This is a genomic window from Methylobacterium sp. FW102-HT35C08, from assembly GCF_058790235.1.
In genome coordinates this window covers 4,748,800-4,767,152 of sequence record NZ_JBYTCL010000002.1, presented here as the reverse complement: position 1 = coordinate 4,767,152, position 18,353 = coordinate 4,748,800, and the positions used below count along the sequence as shown (strand labels likewise).

The window sequence follows — 18,353 nt, the reverse complement described above, 5'->3', positions numbered from 1 at the left end:
CCGACCTTGCTGACGGCGCAAAGCCACTCAGTGTCGCGCCCCCTCCCCGCGTGGCGCGTCCCTGGGTCCCTTCGCCGCGCGTGATGAGCGCGCGCGTCACACCAGCGCCGGAAGATCCGCGCCGGCCTCGATCATCTCCGGGCTCGGCACCCGGTTCTCGCCCAGGAGGTGCAGGAAGGCCGTGAAGGCCGGGTTGCGGCCGATGCTGCAGGCTGCGACGGCGCGTCCCGCACAGACGTAATAGGCGATGAAGTCGAGCGCATTGGGATCACCCTGCAGGATGATGCGGTCGAAATCCGGCGCATAACCGCCGTAATCCAGCCGCTTGTCCCCCTGGTTGCTCCAGAAGAACGGCGCACCGGAGAACGCGTCGGTCGCGCCCAGGATCGCCCGGGCCGCGTGGGTTCCGTGCTGCTCCGCCAGCCGCCAGTGCTCGATCCGGGCGGTGACCCCGCTGCCGCGCTCCGGGAAGGCCGCGATGTCGCCGGCGACCCAGACGCCCTCGGCGAGCCTCAGGTCGGCGCCGACCGGCAGGCCGCCGTGCTCATCGGGCTCCACCCCGGCGACGATCCCGGTCTCCGGCGCGGCGCCGGCGCCGATCAGCACGATGTCGGCCGTTAGCCGCGCCCCGGCCTCGGTCTCGACCGCCTCGACGGAGCCGGTGCCCCTGATGCGCGCGACGCTGCCCGTGACGAAGGTCACGCCGTTGCCGGCATGGTAGCGCTTCAGGGCCGCGCCGACGGCCTTGCCGAAGCGCTTGGCGAAGGGGATCTCCTCCCGGGACAGGATCGTCACCGACAGGCCGCGCTTGGTCAGGAAGGCCGCGGCCTCCAGGCCGATGAAACCCGCGCCGATCACCACCACGCGCCGGGCGTGCTCGGCCGCCGCGCTGAGCCGCACGGCGTCGTCGAGGCTGCGCAGGGTCATCACGCCGTCGAGGTCCCGGCCGGCGAAGTCCGGCACGACGGCGCGGCTGCCGGTGGCGATCAGCAGGGCGTCGCCGGTGAGCACCCGCCCGTCCGCCAGGGTGACGCTGCGGGCGACGGGATCGATCCGGGTCGCCTCGGCCTCGATCCGCTCGACCCGGTGGGCGGCGGCGAAATCCGGCTCCAGCAGGGTCTTCTCCGCGGGCGTGGGCTTGGCCAGGAACTGCTTGGACAGCTTGGTCCGGTCGTAGGGCGGATGGGCCTCGCGGCCGACCATGGTGATCGTGCCGGCATAGCCCTCCCGGCGCAGGGTCGTGACGCAGGCGACCGCCGCCGCGCCGGTGCCGACGATCAGGACATGGGCGACGGGCGTCTCGGCGCGCCTGGCCGGGGCGGATTCCGGGGTCAGCACCGCCACCGCCTCGCCGCCCTCGATCCGGACCGGATAGCGGGTGAGCGCCTCCAGCGCCGGCGGTTCCTCCAGGCTGCCGTCGGCGACCGCGAAGGCCGCCTTGTGCCACGGGCAGTAGAGCCGGCCGCCGCAGATCTCGCCCTTGGCGAGGGGGGCCCCGAGATGCGGGCATTTCGCCTGGAAGGCGCGCACCCCGTCGGCGTCGCGCACGAACAGCACCGCGTCGTCGCCGGCCTTGCCCTCGGCCTTGCCGCCGAGGGGGATCGCGTCGAGGGCGAGACGGATCTCGCGGGGCTTGTCCTGATCCATCCGCGCCTCGCTCGGTGCCGGCCCGGGCCGTCGTGGCCCGCGCACCAAACCGCGAGACCGCGAAGGGTTTCCGGGCCTTCCGTCGCAGGCCCGGCCCCTCATCCGCGGCTGGCGACCGCGACGCCCAGGGCGGCGAGCGCCATCCCGGCGCCCTGCACGGGGGTCAGCACCTCGCCGAACAACAGGTAGCCGAGGATCGCCGCCACCGGCGGCACCAGGAAGAACAGCGCGGCCACCCCCGCCACCGCGCCGCGCCGGATCAGCGCCAGCAGCAGCAGGATCCCCGCCACCGAGTTGATCAGGACCGCCCAGGCGAGGCCGAGCCACAGGGTCGGCACGGGATCGATCGCGGCGCTGCCGAAGGCCAGCGCCAGGGGGATCGCGCAGGCCATGCCGCCGACGAACTGGAGCGTCGCGCCGGCGAGCAGGTCGCCCCGGCCGCCGGTCCGCTTCTGCCAGAGGGTGCCGAAGGTCAGGGCCAGCACCGCCAGGAAGCTGACCGCCAGCGCCCGCGGCGGGATCCCGGACGGGTCCGTGGCGCCGAGCTTCGGGGCGAGTACGAGGCCGGCGCCGGCAAAGCCCATCAGGATGCCCAGCGCCCGGCGGCCGCTGACGCGCTCGCCCAGCAGCGGCTGCGCCAGGAGGGCGGTGAGCAGCGGCTGCAGGCTGCCGACGAGCGCCGCGATCCCGGCCGGCAGCCCGTGGCTCACCGCCCAGAAGGTGCTCGACAGGTAGACGCCCTGCATCAGGAAGCCCGCGATCACCGGATCGCGCCAGCCGGCCCGGTCGGCCGGCCACCGGACCCGGGACGCCGCCGCGATCCCGGCCAGGATCAGCGCGACGGCGGTGAAACGGACCGCGGTGAACGCGAAGGGGTCGGCGTGCGGCACCACGGCCCGCGCCGAGATGAAGCCGGTCGCCCAGATCGGGACGAACAGGGCCGGGAGGGCGCCGGCCGCGAGGCGCGACGGTCGTGCGGGAGTCAGCATGGCGCGATCTAAGCGGTATCCGGCCGGTGAATCGCAACGCCGATTCGGCCGTCTGGCCCCCGCACTGCGCCCGCGCGCGTCCGGCGTGGCGCGGGCGCGTCACCGGACGGCGTTCGGGACCGGATCGGGCCGGCGGCGTTGACGGGCGGGCCCCGGCGCCGTTCATCGGCGGGCCGCTCCGCCCAAGGATTGTGCGCTCGAGCATCGTGCGCCTGAGGATCGTTGAACGCCCGTGAACCCTCTCCGCAGTGGATCCCAGGTCGCGGGCCTCGCCGCGCAGCGCTTCGTCGCCCACGACGGCTGGGCGATCGCGAGCCACATCGCCCTCTCGACCCTGACCTCGCTGTTCCCGTTCCTGATCCTGCTCGCGGCGCTCGCCGGCCTGTTCGGCACGCAGTCGCTCGCCGACGAGGCCGGGGTGCTGATCTTCGACGCGTGGCCCCGGGAGATCGCCAAGCCGATCGTCGGCGAGGTGCACCGGGTGCTCACCGAGCAGCGCAGCGGCGTGCTGACGCTCGGCGCGCTGTTCGCCCTGTACTTCTCGTCCTCCGGGGTCGAGAGCCTGCGGGTCGGGCTGAACCGCGCCTACGGCCTGCGGGAGAGCCGGCCCTGGTGGCTGACCCGGCTCGAATCGATCGGCTACGTGATCTGCGGCGCCTTCGCCATGCTGGCCTTCGCGCTGCTCGTGGTGCTGGGTCCCCTGATCTGGCGCAGCATCGTCCTGGTGGCGCCGGGGCTTGAGCCGCTGGGACTCGCCGTGGCGATCGGGCGGATCGGCGTCACGGCCCTGCTGCTCGCGGTGATCCTGGTGATCGCCCACAAATTCGTCGCGGCTGGGCGGCGCTCGATCCTGTCGGTTCTGCCGGGGATCGGCGTGACCCTGGTCCTGTGGTTCTTCGCGGGCCTCGGCTTCGGCTACTACCTCGACCGGTTCTCCAACGCCTACGCGTCGACCTACGGGGGGCTGGCCACCGCGATGGTGTTCCTGGTGTTCCTCTACTGGCTCGCCGCCATGTTCCTGTTCGGCGGCGAGATCAACGGCACGGTCATCGCCGCCCGCCGCAGCCGCCTGCAGGCGAAGATGCTGGCGCGCCGGGCCGAGATGGAGGGCCGCTGGACCGCCTCGAACACCTGAGGATCGCCGGGCCGGCCTGGATGCTCTGGAGCACACGGGAGACGGACCGTCCGCCCGGGATTCGGGCAGCGCCGCCGGTTCCACGGCGAACCCGCTCGTGCGGCACGGCACAGAAAAAAGCCGCCCCGGAGGGAGCGGCTTCGAGGAGTCTTCAGGGAGGCATCAAACAGAGCGGACGAGATGTCCAACTCGACATCCAGATCTCTGGATGCCTCTTCATGCCTCGAAAACCTTAATGATCAGTTAATATTAGTTTTCGATGCCGCTTCTACGCGGCCAGACTGTCGAACAGGCCGCGCCCATCGGTCCCGCCGATCAGGCCTTCGACGAAGTTTTCCGGATGGGGCATCATGCCGAGGACGTTGCGGTTCTCGGAGAACACGCCCGCGATCGCGTTGAGCGAGCCGTTGCGGTTCGCCTCCACGGTGATGGTCCCGTCCGCGTCGCAGTACCGGAACGCCACGCGGCCCTCGCCCTCGATCCGCGCCAGCGTCTCGGGATCGGCGAAGTAGTTGCCCTCGCCGTGGGCGACGCAGACGTCGATGACCTGACCCTGCCGATAGGCGCTGGTGAAGCGGGTGTCCGCGCGCTCGACCCGAAGGGTCTGCCGGTGGCAGATGAAGCGCCGGTTGACGTTGCGCATCAGCACGCCCGGCAGCAGGCCCGATTCGCACAGGATCTGGAAGCCGTTGCAGATGCCGAGCACGAGACCGCCGCGCGCCGCGTGGGCCCGGACGGCATCCATCGCGGCCGCCCGGCCGGCGATGGCGCCGCAGCGCAGGTAATCGCCGTACGAGAAACCGCCCGGCAGAACGGCCAAGTCGGTGCCGGCCGGGAGTTCGTGGTCCGCGTGCCAGACCAGGCTGACCTGAGCCCCCGACCGGCGCAGGGCCCGGACGACGTCCGTCTCGCGGTTGGAACCAGGGAAGACGACAACCGCGGCGTGCATCAAAGGATCTCGATCGCGTAGTTCTCGACGACGGTGTTGGCCAGGAGCTTCTCGCAGGCCGTGCGCAGGGTCGCCTCGGCGGCGGCGCTGTCGGCGGCCGACACCTCGATGTCGAAGACCTTGCCCTGCCGTACGCCGTCGACGCCCTCGATGGCGAGGGACTTGAGGGCGGCCTCGATCGCCTTACCCTGCGGGTCCAGCACACCGGTCTTCAGGGTGACGATGATACGGGCTTTCATGGATCGACGGGTCTCACGCGTAGCCGGGACAAGAGTGTGACCTGCGGCATCGTTACGCACCGGGCCGCGGGTCGTATCTAGCAGGAACCACCCCGAACTGTCGAACGCGTCAGGCGCATGGGAGGGGTTAGTCTCTCAATTGCAGGTTGAAGCTGCGTGTTCCTAACGGCTTCACGCCGTTCGACGCGGCGCCGCCGCACCGCTTCTCAGCGGCTCGATGCTGGTCGCCCGGCGCCACAGCTGGACCATGATCCAGGCCGCGAACAGGCTGAAGATTCCCATCAGGACGTGGCCGACCCGGTCGCCGAGATCGAAGATGCCGGCGACGGCCCAGCCAGCCGCGATCGCCACGGCGAACACCTCGGTGCCCACGAGGACCATCATGCTCACGATGGTGATGGCGTTGCGCCCGTTCACGAAATCCGCCCTCAAAAACAGTCCGGGTCCCGGACGGAACCGCCCGAGACCCGTGCAGCTAGCCCACACAGGCCGGCCGACGCAACCGAGTGTGCGAAACGTCGCTCAGCGCGGCGCGCGTTTGGCCAGGATCCGCTGCAGCGTCCGCCGGTGCATGTTCAGGCGCCGGGCGGTCTCGCTGACGTTGCGGCTGCACAGCTCGTAGACGCGCTGGATATGCTCCCACCGCACCCGGTCCGCCGACATCGGGTTCTCGGGCGGGTCGGCCCGCTCGCCCGGCTGCGCCATCAGCGTGCCGTGGATCTCGTCCGCGTCCGCGGGCTTGGCGAGGTAGTCGAAGGCGCCGAGCTTCACGGCGGTCACCGCGGTGGCGATGTTGCCGTAGCCGGTCAGGATCACGCCGCGCGCTTCCGGGCGGCGCTCCTTGAGGCGGGCGATCACGTCGAGGCCGTTGCCGTCGCCGAGGCGCATGTCGATCACCGCGAAGGCCGGAGCCCGCGCCTCAACGGCCGAGACGCCGTCGGCGACGCTGTCGGCCACCTGCACGTGGTAGCCGCGGCTCTCCATCGCGCGGGCGAGGCGCGTCGAGAAGGGCTTGTCGTCGTCGACGATCAGCAGGCTGCGGTCGGAGAAGGCGGCCAGCGGATCGGCATCGTTGATCACGGCAGCGTCGGTCGCCACCGAGGTCCCGGGCTGCGTAAGCATCCGGCACTCCTTTCGAGTTTTCGTCGTCGGGTTCTTGGTCTGTCCCTCATATAGGGACGACATCGCGCGGTGGCAGGGGGGGGCGGATATTGAGTTCCGGAGAATGCCGCGGCACCGCTCCGCGCTCGAAGATGTGGCGGGCCCAGGAGACCCGCACGACCGCCCCGTGCGCGTCCGGCGCCGCGACGTTCATCAGGGCAAGCTGGGCGCCCGAGCGCTCGATCAGGGTCTTGGCGATGAACAGTCCGAGGCCGAGCCCCGCGCCCACGGTCTCGCCGGATTGCGGCCGGTCGTGGCTGCGGGTCGTCACGTAGGGCTCGCCCGCCCGCAGCAGCACCTCGCTGGAGAAGCCCGGCCCGTCGTCGCGGATCTCGATCCAGACCCGCTCGGCCGACCAGCGCCCCTCCACGGAGACCCGGGCCTCGGCGAAATCGACGGCGTTGTCGAGGATGTTGGCGAGGCCGAACATCACGCCGGGGTTGCGGCGGCAGGCCGGCTCCGGGCCGTCGCCGGCGCTGCTGACGTCGAGCCCGGCGCCGAGCGCCCGCTGCGGGGCGACCAGCTCCTCCACGAGGTGGCTGAACGTGACCGTCTCCAGGAAGCCGGCGCCGGCCCCGTCCCCGTCGAGGGAGGTGAGCTTGCCGAGGATGCCACGGCAGCGGTCGACCTGCTCGCGCAGGAGATTCAGGTCCTCCGCGACCGCCGGGGAGGCGGTGGGCCCGAGCTGGCGGATCAGCTCCTTGGTCACCACCATGATGGTGCCCAGCGGCGTGCCCAATTCGTGGGCAGCCGCGGCCGCCAGTCCGTCGAGCTGCGATAGGTGCTGCTCGCGGGCCAGCACCAGCTCGGTGGCGGCCAGCGCCTGGGCGAGGAGCCGGGTCTCCTCGGCCACGCGCCACGCGTAGACGCCCGTGAAGGCGGTGCCGAGCAGGATCGCGGTCCAGACGCCGGAGACGTAGAGGAACGGCAGCTCGATCCGCCCATCCGCGAACCAGGGCAGGGGCCGGTGGACCAGGGCCAGCAGGGTCGCGAGTCCCACCGCCAGCAGGCCGAGCGCCAGCGTCCGCTCCGGCGGCAGGGCGGTCGCGGAAATCAGCACCGGGGCGAGGAACAGCAGCGAGAACGGGTTCTGCAGGCCGCCGGTGAGGAACAGCAGGGCCGCGAGCTGGACGATGTCGAAGGCCAGCAGCAGCGCCGCGGAATCGTCGCTGAGCCGGTAGCTCGCCGGGAAGCGGATCCGCAGGGCGAGGTTCAGCCAGGACGAGGCGGCGATCACCAGGAAGCACCAGCCGAACGGCAGCGGCAGGCCGAGGCCGAACTGCGCCCCCACGACCGCCGCGCTCTGGCCGGTGATGGCGAGCCAGCGGAGGCGGACGAAGGTGTCGAGCCGCAGGTGTCGGGCGTCGCGGCCGAGGCCGCTGAGGTCGGTGTCGGGCATGCGCTGTTTCGGTGCGGCGCCGGACCGGCGGTTCCGGTGCGGCTGGCGCGCGGAGTCCTACCGCATGGCGCGGAAGCGGGGAGTCCGGCAATCCGTCCCAGCATGGCGGGCCGGCCGAATTGTCGCGGGCTGACGTCGTGACGGGCAAGTCCGCCCGGCTCAAGGATGTTCCATAATCGTTCAGGCTGGAACATTATCCTGACGATCCGGGTTCCCGCCTTCCGAGCCGCAAGGCTGGACGCCGGCGGCCGGGCCCGAGACCGCGAGGTAACGATGCTCCTGGCCTACTCGATGTACGAGGGTGCCCGCGCCCTGATGGCGCCGGCCCGGGTCGCCGCGGACCTCACGCGCTACGGGCTGCAGATGCCCGGCAATCCCCTGGCCTACGGACCCTATGCCCGCGCGGTCAGCGCCGGCTGCGAGATGTTCGAGCGCGTCACCCGCCAGTACGGCAAGCCCGCCTTCGGATTCACCGAGACGGTCGTGGACGGCGCGGCGGTTCCGGTCACCGAGCGGGTGGTCTGGGAGCGGCCGTTCTGCCGCCTGATCGCCTTCGACCGCGCCTTCCCGGCCGCCCCGGCCGAGCCGCAGCCGAAGTTGCTGATCGTCGCGCCGATGTCGGGGCATTACGCGACGCTGCTGCGCGGCACCGTGGAGGCGATGCTGCCGAACCACCGGGTGTTCATCACCGACTGGACCGACGCCCGGATGGTGCCGGTCGTCGCCGGCCGGTTCGATCTCGACGATTACATCGACTACCTGCAGGAGATGTTCGCGGTCCTCGGGCCGGACCTGCACGTCATGGCCGTGTGCCAGCCGGCGGTGCCGGTCTTCGCCGCGGTGGCGCTGATGGAGGCGGCCGACGAGCCCGCCGTGCCGGTCTCGATGACCCTGATGGGCGGCCCGATCGACACGCGCCGCTCGCCCACCGCGGTGAACTGCCTCGCGCAGGAGCGCGGGCAGGCGTGGTTCGAGAAGAACACGATCAGCCTCGTGCCGCCGATCTATCCGGGGGCCTGGCGCCAGGTCTATCCGGGCTTCCTGCAGCTGTCGGGCTTCATGGCGATGAACCTCGACCGCCACGTCACCGCCCATTCGGACATGTTCGACCATCTGGTGACGGGCGACGGCGACTCGGCCGAGAAGCACCGGGAGTTCTACGACGAGTATCTCGCGGTGATGGACCTCACCGCCGAGTACTATCTCCAGACCGTCCAGACCGTGTTCGTCGATCACGCCCTGCCGAAGGGGCAGATGCGGCATCGCGGCGTGCCGGTCGATCTCGGGGCGATCCGCCGCTGCGCGATCCTCGCGGTCGAGGGCGAGAACGACGACATCTCCGGCGTCGGCCAGACCAAGGCGGCCCTCGACCTGACGCCGAACCTGCCCGAGGCGCGCAAGGCCTACCACCTCCAGGCCGGCGTCGGCCATTACGGCGTGTTCAACGGCTCCCGCTACCGCGCGGTGATCGCCCCGCGTATCGCGGCCTTCATCCGCGCCATGCAGGCGGTGCCCGGCGCGCGCGGCGGGCATCTGCGCCAGGTCGGCTGAGGCGCCCGATCCGCACCGCCATTCCGGGGCGCCGCAGGCGAGCCCGGATCCGGAGGCGGGCAATGCAGACGCCCTGTCGGTGACAGGATCCGGCACGTCGGCGGTTCTGGATCCCGGGCTCCGCTGCGCGGCCCCGGGATGACGGGCGGAGCGGTTTCGGTCGGCGTGCTCCGGGAGCCGGACCGCGCGTTTCCCGTCCCGGGCCGGAGACCGTTCCGCGCCGTCGGACCCGTGAACGGACGGGATCGGGGCTGCAACCGCGCAGGCGCCGGGCCCTCATCCGTGCCCGGACAAATCCCCCGCCAATTTGAATACATAACGCACTCCCGGCCTGGCTGGCGCGGGGCTTGCGAGACGCTGTCCGTGAGCCCGATCCGCACCGAGACCACCGACGCCCATCCTGTCGCCGCTGCGCGGTCGGCGGCCGGGCCGGCGCGTGCCCGGGCCCCGTTGTCACGCCGGGCCATTGCGCCCCCGCGTCAGAACCGTTCAAACTCGCCCACAAGGTGTGGGCCGGCGATCAGTGCTTGAGACCCGCACCGCCAGGGAGAAGACGATGGACCGCAGGACGTTCCTGAAGGGCTCGGCCGCGCTCGGGCTGGCCGCACCGCAGATCGCACGCCCGGCGCTCGCCCAGGGCGCCAAGGTGCTGCGCTTCGTCCCCCAGGCCAACCTCGCCAATTTCGATCCGATCTGGGGCACGCAGTACGTGGTGCGCAACGCCGGCACCCTCGTCTGGGACATGCTGTACGGCGTCGATGACCAGCTGAACCCGCAGCGCCAGATGGTCGAATCCGAGGAGGTCTCGGGCGACAAGCTGACCTGGACCTTCCGGCTGCGCCCCGGCCTCAAGTGGCACGACGGCGAGCCGGTGCTGGCCAAGGACGTGGTGGCGAGCCTCACCCGCTGGATGGCCCGGGATCCGATCGGCCAGATGATCCGGGGCATCCAGGACGAGCTGGCGGCGACCGACGACCGGACCTTCCGCTGGCGCCTGAAGAAGCCGTTCCCGAAGCTTCTCTACGCGCTCGGCAAGACCAACGCCCCGATGGCGCTGATGATGCCGGAGCGGATCGCCAAGACCGACCCGTTCACGCAGATCACCGAATATGTCGGCTCCGGCCCGATGAAGTTCGTCCGCAACGAGTGGGTGCCGGGCGCCCGGGCGGTGTTCGAGACCTTCGCCGACTACAAGCCCCGCGACGAGCCGAATTCCTGGCTCGCGGGCGGCAAGCGCATGCTGGTCGACCGGGTCGAGTGGGTGATCATGCCGGACGCCGCCACCGCGTCGGCGGCCCTGCAGAACGGCGAGGTCGACTGGTGGGAGAACCCGATCTCCGACCTCGTGCCGCTGCTGCGCAAGAACGCCAACCTCAACGTCGACATCGCCGACCCGCTGGGCAATGTCGGGTCGTTCCGGATGAACCACCTGCACCCGCCCTTCGACAACCCGAAGATCCGGCAGGCGGTCATGACCGCAATGAGCCAGGAGGATTACATGCGGGCGATCGTCGGCGACGACGACAGCCTGTGGAAGAAGCTGCCGGGCTTCTTCACGCCGGGAACGCCGCTCTACAGCGAGGCCGGCGGCGCCAATGTCGGCAAGGGCGACATCGCGCTCGGCAAGAAGCTGCTCAAGGAAGCCGGCTACAAGGGCGAGCCGGTGGTCTGCGTCGTGGCGCAGGACCAGGGGATCACCAAGGCGCAGGGCGACATCACCGCCGACCTCCTGAAGCAGATGGGCTTCAACGTCGACTTCATCGCCACCGACTGGGGCACCACCGGGACCCGGCGGACCTCCAAGGCGCCGCCGTCCCAGGGCGGCTGGAACATGTTCCACACCTGGCACGCGGGCGCCGACACCATCAACCCGGCGGGCTATCCGGCGGTGCGCGCCAGCGGCGACAAGGCGTGGTTCGGCTGGCCGAACATCCCGCCGGTCGAGACCGCCATCGCCGAGTGGTTCGACGCCGCCGACCCGGCCGCCGAGAAGGCCGCCATCGACAAGGTCAACGCCGCCGCCGTCGAGGGCGTGGTCTACGTCCCGACCGGGTTCTTCCTCGGCTACCAGGCGTGGCGGAAGAACGTCTCCGGCATCGTGAAGGGGCCGATCCCCTTCACCTGGGGCGTGTCGAAGGCTTAGGACCGGAGGCGCCCCATGCTCGGCTATATCGGCAGGCGCATCCTCGCCACCATCCCGGTCATGGCGGTGGTCGGGCTGTTCGTCTTCAGCCTCCTCTACTTCGCCCCCGGCGACCCGGCGGCGATCATCGCGGGCGACCAGGCGACGCCCGACGACGTCGCCCGCATCCGCGCCACGCTCGGCCTCGACCGGCCGTTCCTGGTGCGGTTCTGGGAGTGGTCCTGGCAGATCCTGCACGGGGATCTCGGCACCTCGATCTTCACCAACCTGCCGGTCACCACCATGATCGGCCAGCGGGTGCAGCCCACCGTCTCGCTGATGCTCGTCACCCTGGTCTTCGCCATCGTGGTGGCGGTGCCGCTCGGCGTCGTCGCCGCCTGGAAGGCCGGCAGCCTGATCGACCGCCTCGTGATGGGGCTCGCCGTGATGGGCTTCTCGGTGCCGGTCTTCGTGGTCGGCTACGTGCTGGCCTACGTGTTCGCCCTCGAACTCGGCTGGCTGCCCGTGCAGGGCTACACGCCGATCGAGCAGGGGTTCTGGCCCTGGCTGTCGAACCTGATCCTGCCGGCCGTGACGCTCGGCCTCGTCTACATCGCGCTGATCGCCCGGGTCACCCGGGCGACCATGCTCGACGTGCTGCAGCAGGATTACGTGCGCACCGCCCGGGCCAAGGGGCTGTCGCAGGGGCCGGTCCTGTTCATCCATGCCCTGAAGAACGCCGCGGTGCCGATCGTCACCGTGATCGGCATCGGCATTGCGTTGCTGATCGGCGGCGCCGTCGTGACCGAGACGGTGTTCGCGATCCCCGGTCTCGGCCGTCTCACGGTCGATGCGATCCTCCGGCGCGATTACCCGGTCATCCAGGGCGTCGTGCTGCTGTTCAGCTTCGTCTACGTGCTCGTGAACCTCGCCATCGACCTGTCCTACACCTTGCTCGACCCGAGGATCCGCTATTGACCGCGACCGCCGCGCCCTATCCCGACAGCGCCCGGCCCACGGGCCTCCCGCCCGCAGAGGCCGCCCCGAAGGCACCGCCGCCCCCGGGTCTCGCGGTCGCGGCGCCGCTGCCGGACGTCATCCCGGTGCGCAAACGCCGAGGCCGGGTCTGGACCTATGTCCGCCGAAACCCGACCATCGTGGTCGGCGGCGTGCTGCTCCTCATCGTGTTCCTGATGGCCGTGCTGGCGCCGTGGCTCGGCACCGTCGATCCGACCGCCCTGGCGCCGGCCAAGCGCACCCGGGTGCCGTCCGCGCAATACTGGTTCGGCACCGACATGCTCGGCCGCGACGTCTACTCGCGGGTGGTCTACGGCGCCCGGGTCTCGCTGCTGGTCGGCTTCTCGGTGGCGTTCCTCGCCTCGATCGCCGGCCTTGCGGTCGGGCTCGTCTCCGGCATGGTGCGCTGGCTCGACGGGATCGTCATGCGGGTCGTCGACGGCATGATGTCGATCCCGCCGATCCTGCTGGCGGTCGCGCTGATGGCGCTCACCCGCGGCTCGATCCAGAACGTGATCATCGCCATCACCATCGCGGAGATCCCGCGCGTCGCCCGCCTCGTGCGCGGCGTGGTCCTGTCGCTCCGCGAACAGCCCTACGTCGAGGCGGCGGTGACCACCGGTACCCGGATGCCGGCGATCATCTGGCGCCACATCCTGCCCAACACCCTGGCGCCCATGACCGTGCAGGCGACCTACATCTGCGCCTCCGCGATGATCACCGAGGCGATCCTGTCGTTCATCGGCGCGGGCGTGCCGCCCTCGACGCCGTCCTGGGGCAACATCATGGCCGAGGGCCGGGCCCTCTGGCAGGTGAAGTTCTACATCATCCTGTTCCCGGCCATCTTCCTCTCGATGACGGTGCTCGCCGTGAACCTCGTCGGCGACGGCCTGCGCGACGCCCTCGATCCCCGCATGGCCAAAGATGTCTGAGACCGCACGTGTGATGAGGACCGGCAGCATGAGCGGCACCCCCCTCCTGTCGATCGAGAACCTGCAGGTCCATTTCAGCACCCCCGACGGGGTGAACCGGGCGGTGGACGGGGTCTCGTTCGCGATCCAGTCGGGCGAGACCCTGGCGATCGTGGGCGAGTCCGGCTGCGGCAAGTCGGTGACCTCGATGTCGATCCTGCGGCTCCTGCCCGAGCCGCCGGCCCGCATCGCCGGCGCGATCAAGTTCGAAGGAAAAAACCTCCTCGACCTGCCGAACAGCGCCATGCGCAAGATCCGCGGCAACGACATCAGCGTGATCTTCCAGGAGCCGATGACCTCGCTGAACCCGGTGCTGACGGTCGGCCGCCAGATCGGCGAGACCCTGCGGCTGCACCAGGGGCTCGGCCGGCGCGAGGCCGAGGAGCGGGCCGTGGAGATGCTGACGCTGGTGGGCATCCCCGAGCCGCGGCGGCGGGTGCGGGAATACCCGCACCAGCTCTCCGGCGGCATGCGCCAGCGGGTGATGATCGCCATCGCGCTCGCCTGCTCGCCGAAGCTCCTCATCGCCGACGAGCCGACCACGGCGCTCGACGTGACCATCCAGGCCCAGATCCTCGACCTGATGCGCGACCTGAAGGCCCGGGTGGGGGCCGCGATCATGCTGATCACCCACGATCTCGGCGTGGTCGCCGAGGTCGCCGACCGGGTGGTGGTGATGTATGCCGGCCGCAAGGTCGAGGAGGCGCCGGTCCGCGACCTGTTCCGGTCACCGCGCCACCCCTACACCCGCGGCCTGATGGGGGCGGTGCCGAAGCTCGGCGCCGTCGAGCACGGCGCCGATGCGCGGCTCGCCGAGATCCCCGGCATGGTGCCGAGCCTGAAAGGCCGGATCGAGGGCTGCGTCTTCGCCGGCCGCTGCCCGGACGTCACCGACCTGTGCCGCGCCTACGCGCCGGCCCTGGAGCCGAAGGCGCCGGGCCATCTCGCCGCCTGCCACTACGCGCCGAAGGACGCCCTCGCGGCATGAGCGCCACGCCCGCACCCGCCGGTCGCACCCTGCTGGAGGTCAACGACCTCAAGAAGCACTTCGCCCTCGGCGGAGGCCTGTTCGGCCAGTCCAAGCGCGTGCTGAAGGCGGTCGACGGCCTGTCCTTCACGGTGGCCCGCGGCGAGACCCTGTCGCTCGTCGGCGAATCCGGCTGCGGCAAGTCCACCGTCGCCAAGGCGCTGATGCGCCTCTACGCGCCCACCGCCGGACAGGTGGTGCTCGACGGGCGGCGCATCGACGACCTCTCGGCCGGAACGCTCCGGCCCCTGCGGCGCCACATCCAGATGGTGTTCCAGGATCCGTTCTCGTCGCTGAACCCGCGAATGCGGGTCCGGGCGATCCTGGCCGAGCCGATCCGCAATTTCGGGCTGGCCCACAACGCCGCCGACCTGGAGAGCCGGCTCGCCAGCCTGATGGAGCGGGTCGGCCTGCCGCGCGAGGCGCTCGGCCGGTACCCGCACGAGTTCTCGGGCGGCCAGCGCCAGCGGATCGGCATCGCCCGGGCGCTCGCCGCCGAGCCGGACCTGATCATCTGCGACGAGGCGGTCTCGGCCCTCGACGTCTCGGTGAAGGCGCAGATCGTCAACCTGCTGCGCGACCTGCAGCGCGAGCTCGACCTCGCGATGCTGTTCATCTCGCACGACCTCGCCATCGTCGAGCACATGACCCACCGCGTGGCCGTGATGTATCTCGGCAAGATCGTCGAGATCGGCCCGCGCCGCGACCTGTTCCTGGCGCCCAAGCACCCCTACACCCAGGCCCTGCTCTCGGCGGTGCCGATCCCCGAGCCCGGGGCCGGACGCACCCGGATCGTGCTCAAGGGCGACGTGCCGAGCCCGATCAACCCGCCGTCGGGCTGCCGCTTCCACACCCGCTGCCCGCACGCCTTCGACCGCTGCCGGACCGAGGTGCCGGGCCTCGACCCGGTCGGCGCCGGCCACTTCGCCGCCTGCCACCTCAACGACGTGGCCGCCCCCGCCCGGGCAGCCTGACGGAGCCTGTGCCGTCATCGCGAGCGCAGCGAAGCGACCCAGGGCAGCGCAACGTCCGCGGGTGTGGCGCCGCTGGATTGCTTCGCTGCGCTCGCAAAGACGGAGGCGAGGCGGGCCCATCCATCCCCACCGCGCGACCAACATCCGGAGTCTCTCGTGCAGCACGACCTCATCCTGAAGGGCGCGCGGGTCATCGACCCGTCGCAGAACCACGACGGGATCTGCGATGTCGCCTTTGCGGACGGCCGGGTCTCGGGCTTCGGCCGCGACCTTCCGGCCGGCCCGGGCACGCAGGTGCGCGACATGGAAGGCGCCATCGTCACGCCGGGCCTGATCGACCTGCACACCCATGTCTACTGGGGCGGCACCTCCCTCGGCATCGACGCCGACGCATTCTGCCGGACCTCGGGGGTGACCACCTCGGTCGATACCGGCAGCGCCGGGCCCGGCAACTTCGCGGGCTTCCGCAGCCACGTCATCGAGCGGTCGCAGGCGCGGATTCTCGCCTACCTGCACGTCTCCTTTGCGGGCATCTTCGGTTTCTCGAAGACCATCATGGTCGGCGAGAGTGAGGATCCGCGGCTGATGGCGCCCCGGGAGGCGGTCGAGGTCGCCGAGGCTAACCGGGATGTGATCGTCGGCATCAAAGTCCGGGTCGGGCGCCACGCCTCGGGCGACCAGGGCACCGCGCCCCTCGACATCGCCCTGCAGGTCGCGGAAGAGACCGGCCTGCCGCTGATGGCCCATATCGACGAGCCGCCGCCGAGCTACGAGCAGGTCCTGGCGATGCTGCGCCCCGGTGACGTGCTGACCCACGCGTTCCGGCCGTTCCCGAACTCTCCCATCACGGCCCAGGGTGCCGTGAAGCCGGCGCTCCGCGAGGCGCGGGCGCGGGGCGTGCTGTTCGACATCGGCCACGGCAAGGGCTCGTTCGCCTTCAAGACGGCGCGGGCCATGCTGGCCGGCGGCTTCCTGCCGGACACGATCTCGTCCGACGTGCACCAGCTCTGCATCGAGGGACCGGCCTTCGATCAGGTCACCACCATGTCGAAGATGCTCTGCCTCGGCATGAGCCTCACCGACGTGATCGCCGCCTCGACGGTGAACGCCGCCGTGGCGCTGAAGCGGATGGAGTACGGGACCCTGAAGGTCGGGGCGCTCGGTGACGCCACCGTGCTGGCGGTGCGGGACGGCGCCTTCGACTACGTCGACACCCGCGGCGAGCACATGGAGGGCGCCCAGCGGATCACCGCCGAGGGCGTGGTGCTGAAGGGCCGGTGGTGGCACCCGGCCTGAGCCGGGTGCCGGACGGCCGGAGCCTCACGCGGCCCGGACCGTCGCCAGGAAGCGGCCGACCTCGGCGGACAGGTGCTCGGACTGGCGCGACAGCTCGGAGGCCGCGCCCAGAACCTGGCTCGCCGCAGCCCCGGTCTCCTCGGCCGCGCCCGCCACCCCGGTGATGGTGCTGGTCACCGCGCCGGTGCCCTGCGCCGCCTGGGTGACGTTGCGGACGATCTCCTGGGTCGCCGCGCCCTGCTCCTCCACGGCTGCGGCGATCGTGGTCGCCACACCGCTGATCTCCTGGATCCGCCCGGTGATCGCGCCGATCGCCGTGACCGCCTGACCGGTCGAATCCTGAACCCGCGCGATCTGCCCGGAGATCTCCTCGGTCGCCTTGGCGGTCTGCTCGGCCAGGGCCTTCACCTCGGACGCCACCACCGCAAAGCCCCGCCCCGCAGCACCCGCGCGGGCCGCCTCGATCGTGGCGTTGAGCGCCAGAAGGTTCGTCTGCCCGGCGATGGACGAGATCAGGCCGACCACGTCGCCGATGCGGGTGACGGCCGTGCTCAGCTCCTGCACCAGCGCGCCGGTCCGGTCGACCTCGCCCACGGCCCGCCGGGCGAGCTCCGCCGAGCCGTCCACCTGCCGGCCGATCTCCTGCACGGAACTCCCCAGCTCCTCGGCGGCGGCCGCGACCGTGTTGACGTTCGAGGCCGCCTCCTCGGCCGCGGCCGCCACGGTCGTGGACTGGGCCGAGGTCTGGGCCGCCATGGCCGACATCGACCCGGCGGTGGCCTGCAGCTCGGTGGCCGAGGACGAGACCAGGCCGATGATGCCGCCGACCGCCCGCTCGAAGCTGTCGGCCATCTGGCGCATGCCGCTCCTGCGCTGCTCCTCCGCGGCGAGGCGCGCCTCGGCGGTCTCGGCCTCGAGCTGCCGGGTGCGGATCAGGTTGTCCTTGAACACCTGAACGGCGGCGGCCATCGCGCCGATCTCGTCCCGGCGGTCCCGGTACGGCACTGCGGCGGCCGCGTCGCCGCGAGCCAGGACCGCCATGGCCTGGGTGATGACCGTGATCGGGCGGGACACCCGCGACATCCCGAACAGGGAGGCCGCGAGCGCCGCCGCCACCGCGAACGCCACCGCCACGTAGGCGGCGATCATGGCGGCATCGGCCTGCGCCAGGGCGGAGCTGGATTCCTGGTGCGCGCTGCGGTTGTTCAGTTCCGCGTCCGCCGCCAGGGCCTCGCGCATGCGGTTGTACATGTCGAGCTGATCGCGGCCGCCGATGAGCGCCAGCGCCTCCGCCGGCTGGCCCTGCTCAAGGAGCTGGGTCATCCTGCGGTTGGAGGCCTCGTACTGCGTCCACAGCGCGCCGAACGTCGCCCACAGGGCCCGCTCCTCGGGCGAGGCGATCATCGGCTCGTACAGGGCCCGGTCCGCCGCGAGCTTGGCCATGGCCGTCGCCTGAAGCTTCTGGTTGTCGGCCCGCTGCTCCGGCGTGGCGTTGTATGTGAGCATGCGAAATTGTTTGACGCGAATATCGGCAACGTCGTTCTGTATCGTCCCCAATATCAATACTGATGGAAGCCAATTCTTTGTGACCTCGTTCACAGAGAAACGGATACCGGAAAGCTTGATCAGGGAGAGTGTGCCTTGTCCTGCCGCGATGAGGGCAAGGCACCCGAAAGCTCCGATCAGGGCCGCCTTGATGGACAACTGAAATCGCATTGAGAGACCCCGAAAATTGCTCTCGGTCTAGACCGGTCAGGCCGCGTTTAGACCTGGCGGAGCCAGAAGTGCGAGATATTAATTAAGGAAACCCTGCGTGTCGACGTTGCTGGACAGGCCACACTGCGGCCGAACATTGCGCGGATCCGTTCCGTTGGGC

At 70.8% G+C, this 18,353-nt stretch carries 16 protein-coding genes; 8 read left to right on the top strand and 8 right to left on the bottom strand.

The window, feature by feature from the left end:
• Window positions 1–96: 96 nt before the first annotated feature.
• On the bottom strand, window positions 97–1,647 hold the full coding sequence (locus tag AC3WSN_RS22575) for an FAD-dependent oxidoreductase (protein ID WP_492541004.1): 1,551 nt from the start codon (window positions 1,645–1,647) through the stop codon (window positions 97–99).
• A gap of 98 nt (window positions 1,648–1,745) precedes the next feature.
• Window positions 1,746–2,636, bottom strand: a complete 891-nt coding sequence (locus AC3WSN_RS22570; RefSeq protein WP_492541002.1) for a DMT family transporter — start codon at window positions 2,634–2,636, stop codon at window positions 1,746–1,748.
• A gap of 232 nt (window positions 2,637–2,868) precedes the next feature.
• Here AC3WSN_RS22570 and AC3WSN_RS22565 point away from each other — a divergent pair, with 232 nt between their 5' ends.
• The gene (locus AC3WSN_RS22565) at window positions 2,869–3,771 is read left to right on the top strand and encodes a YihY/virulence factor BrkB family protein (protein WP_192710632.1); all 903 of its coding nucleotides are present in this window, start codon (window positions 2,869–2,871) and stop codon (window positions 3,769–3,771) included.
• A 268-nt stretch (window positions 3,772–4,039) separates the two neighbouring features.
• Here the strand turns inward: AC3WSN_RS22565 and purQ are convergent, their stop codons facing one another.
• From purQ to AC3WSN_RS22540, 5 genes are all read right to left on the bottom strand, one after another.
• Window positions 4,040–4,720 (bottom strand): phosphoribosylformylglycinamidine synthase subunit PurQ, encoded by a 681-nt coding sequence (purQ, locus tag AC3WSN_RS22560; RefSeq protein WP_492541000.1) that lies wholly within the window; start codon window positions 4,718–4,720, stop codon window positions 4,040–4,042.
• Window positions 4,720–4,959, bottom strand: coding sequence for a phosphoribosylformylglycinamidine synthase subunit PurS (purS, locus tag AC3WSN_RS22555; protein ID WP_192710634.1), 240 nt, complete (start codon window positions 4,957–4,959; stop codon window positions 4,720–4,722). The genes purQ and purS overlap by 1 nt, the downstream gene beginning before the upstream one ends.
• 171 nt (window positions 4,960–5,130) lie before the next feature.
• Window positions 5,131–5,376 carry a hypothetical protein gene (locus AC3WSN_RS22550; RefSeq protein WP_492543210.1) on the bottom strand — a complete coding sequence of 82 codons (246 nt, stop codon included), beginning with the start codon at window positions 5,374–5,376 and terminating at the stop codon, window positions 5,131–5,133.
• Between the two features lie 105 nt (window positions 5,377–5,481).
• The gene (locus AC3WSN_RS22545; protein ID WP_373622147.1) at window positions 5,482–6,081 is read right to left on the bottom strand and encodes an ActR/PrrA/RegA family redox response regulator transcription factor; all 600 of its coding nucleotides are present in this window, start codon (window positions 6,079–6,081) and stop codon (window positions 5,482–5,484) included.
• Between the two features lie 46 nt (window positions 6,082–6,127).
• Window positions 6,128–7,519, bottom strand: a complete 1,392-nt coding sequence (locus tag AC3WSN_RS22540) for an ActS/PrrB/RegB family redox-sensitive histidine kinase (protein ID WP_192710636.1) — start codon at window positions 7,517–7,519, stop codon at window positions 6,128–6,130.
• A 273-nt stretch (window positions 7,520–7,792) separates the two neighbouring features.
• Here AC3WSN_RS22540 and AC3WSN_RS22535 point away from each other — a divergent pair, with 273 nt between their 5' ends.
• The 7 genes from AC3WSN_RS22535 to AC3WSN_RS22505 all read left to right on the top strand — a co-directional run bounded on the left by AC3WSN_RS22535 (window position 7,793) and on the right by AC3WSN_RS22505 (window position 16,477).
• Window positions 7,793–9,070 carry a polyhydroxyalkanoate depolymerase gene (locus AC3WSN_RS22535; RefSeq protein WP_192710637.1) on the top strand — a complete coding sequence of 426 codons (1,278 nt, stop codon included), beginning with the start codon at window positions 7,793–7,795 and terminating at the stop codon, window positions 9,068–9,070.
• 556 nt (window positions 9,071–9,626) lie between these two features.
• Entirely contained in the window at window positions 9,627–11,213 is a 1,587-nt protein-coding gene (locus tag AC3WSN_RS22530; protein WP_492540996.1) for an ABC transporter substrate-binding protein, read from the top strand.
• 15 nt (window positions 11,214–11,228) lie between these two features.
• Complete coding sequence (locus tag AC3WSN_RS22525; RefSeq protein WP_091782462.1) at window positions 11,229–12,170, top strand: ABC transporter permease; 942 nt, start codon at window positions 11,229–11,231, stop codon at window positions 12,168–12,170.
• A complete protein-coding gene (locus AC3WSN_RS22520; RefSeq protein ID WP_492540994.1) occupies window positions 12,167–13,141 on the top strand; it encodes an ABC transporter permease in 975 nt (324 codons plus the stop codon). Before AC3WSN_RS22525 ends, AC3WSN_RS22520 begins: the two co-directional genes overlap by 4 nt.
• A gap of 13 nt (window positions 13,142–13,154) precedes the next feature.
• Window positions 13,155–14,168: an ABC transporter ATP-binding protein gene (locus tag AC3WSN_RS22515; protein ID WP_192710640.1), complete on the top strand. Its 1,014-nt coding sequence runs from the start codon at window positions 13,155–13,157 to the stop codon at window positions 14,166–14,168.
• On the top strand, window positions 14,165–15,181 hold the full coding sequence (locus AC3WSN_RS22510) for an ABC transporter ATP-binding protein (RefSeq protein WP_192710641.1): 1,017 nt from the start codon (window positions 14,165–14,167) through the stop codon (window positions 15,179–15,181). Before AC3WSN_RS22515 ends, AC3WSN_RS22510 begins: the two co-directional genes overlap by 4 nt.
• 156 nt (window positions 15,182–15,337) lie before the next feature.
• Complete coding sequence (locus AC3WSN_RS22505) at window positions 15,338–16,477, top strand: amidohydrolase/deacetylase family metallohydrolase (RefSeq protein WP_492540991.1); 1,140 nt, start codon at window positions 15,338–15,340, stop codon at window positions 16,475–16,477.
• 24 nt (window positions 16,478–16,501) lie between these two features.
• Here the strand turns inward: AC3WSN_RS22505 and AC3WSN_RS22500 are convergent, their stop codons facing one another.
• Window positions 16,502–18,193: a methyl-accepting chemotaxis protein gene (locus AC3WSN_RS22500; RefSeq protein ID WP_492540989.1), complete on the bottom strand. Its 1,692-nt coding sequence runs from the start codon at window positions 18,191–18,193 to the stop codon at window positions 16,502–16,504.
• Between the last annotated feature and the right edge of the window lie 160 nt (window positions 18,194–18,353).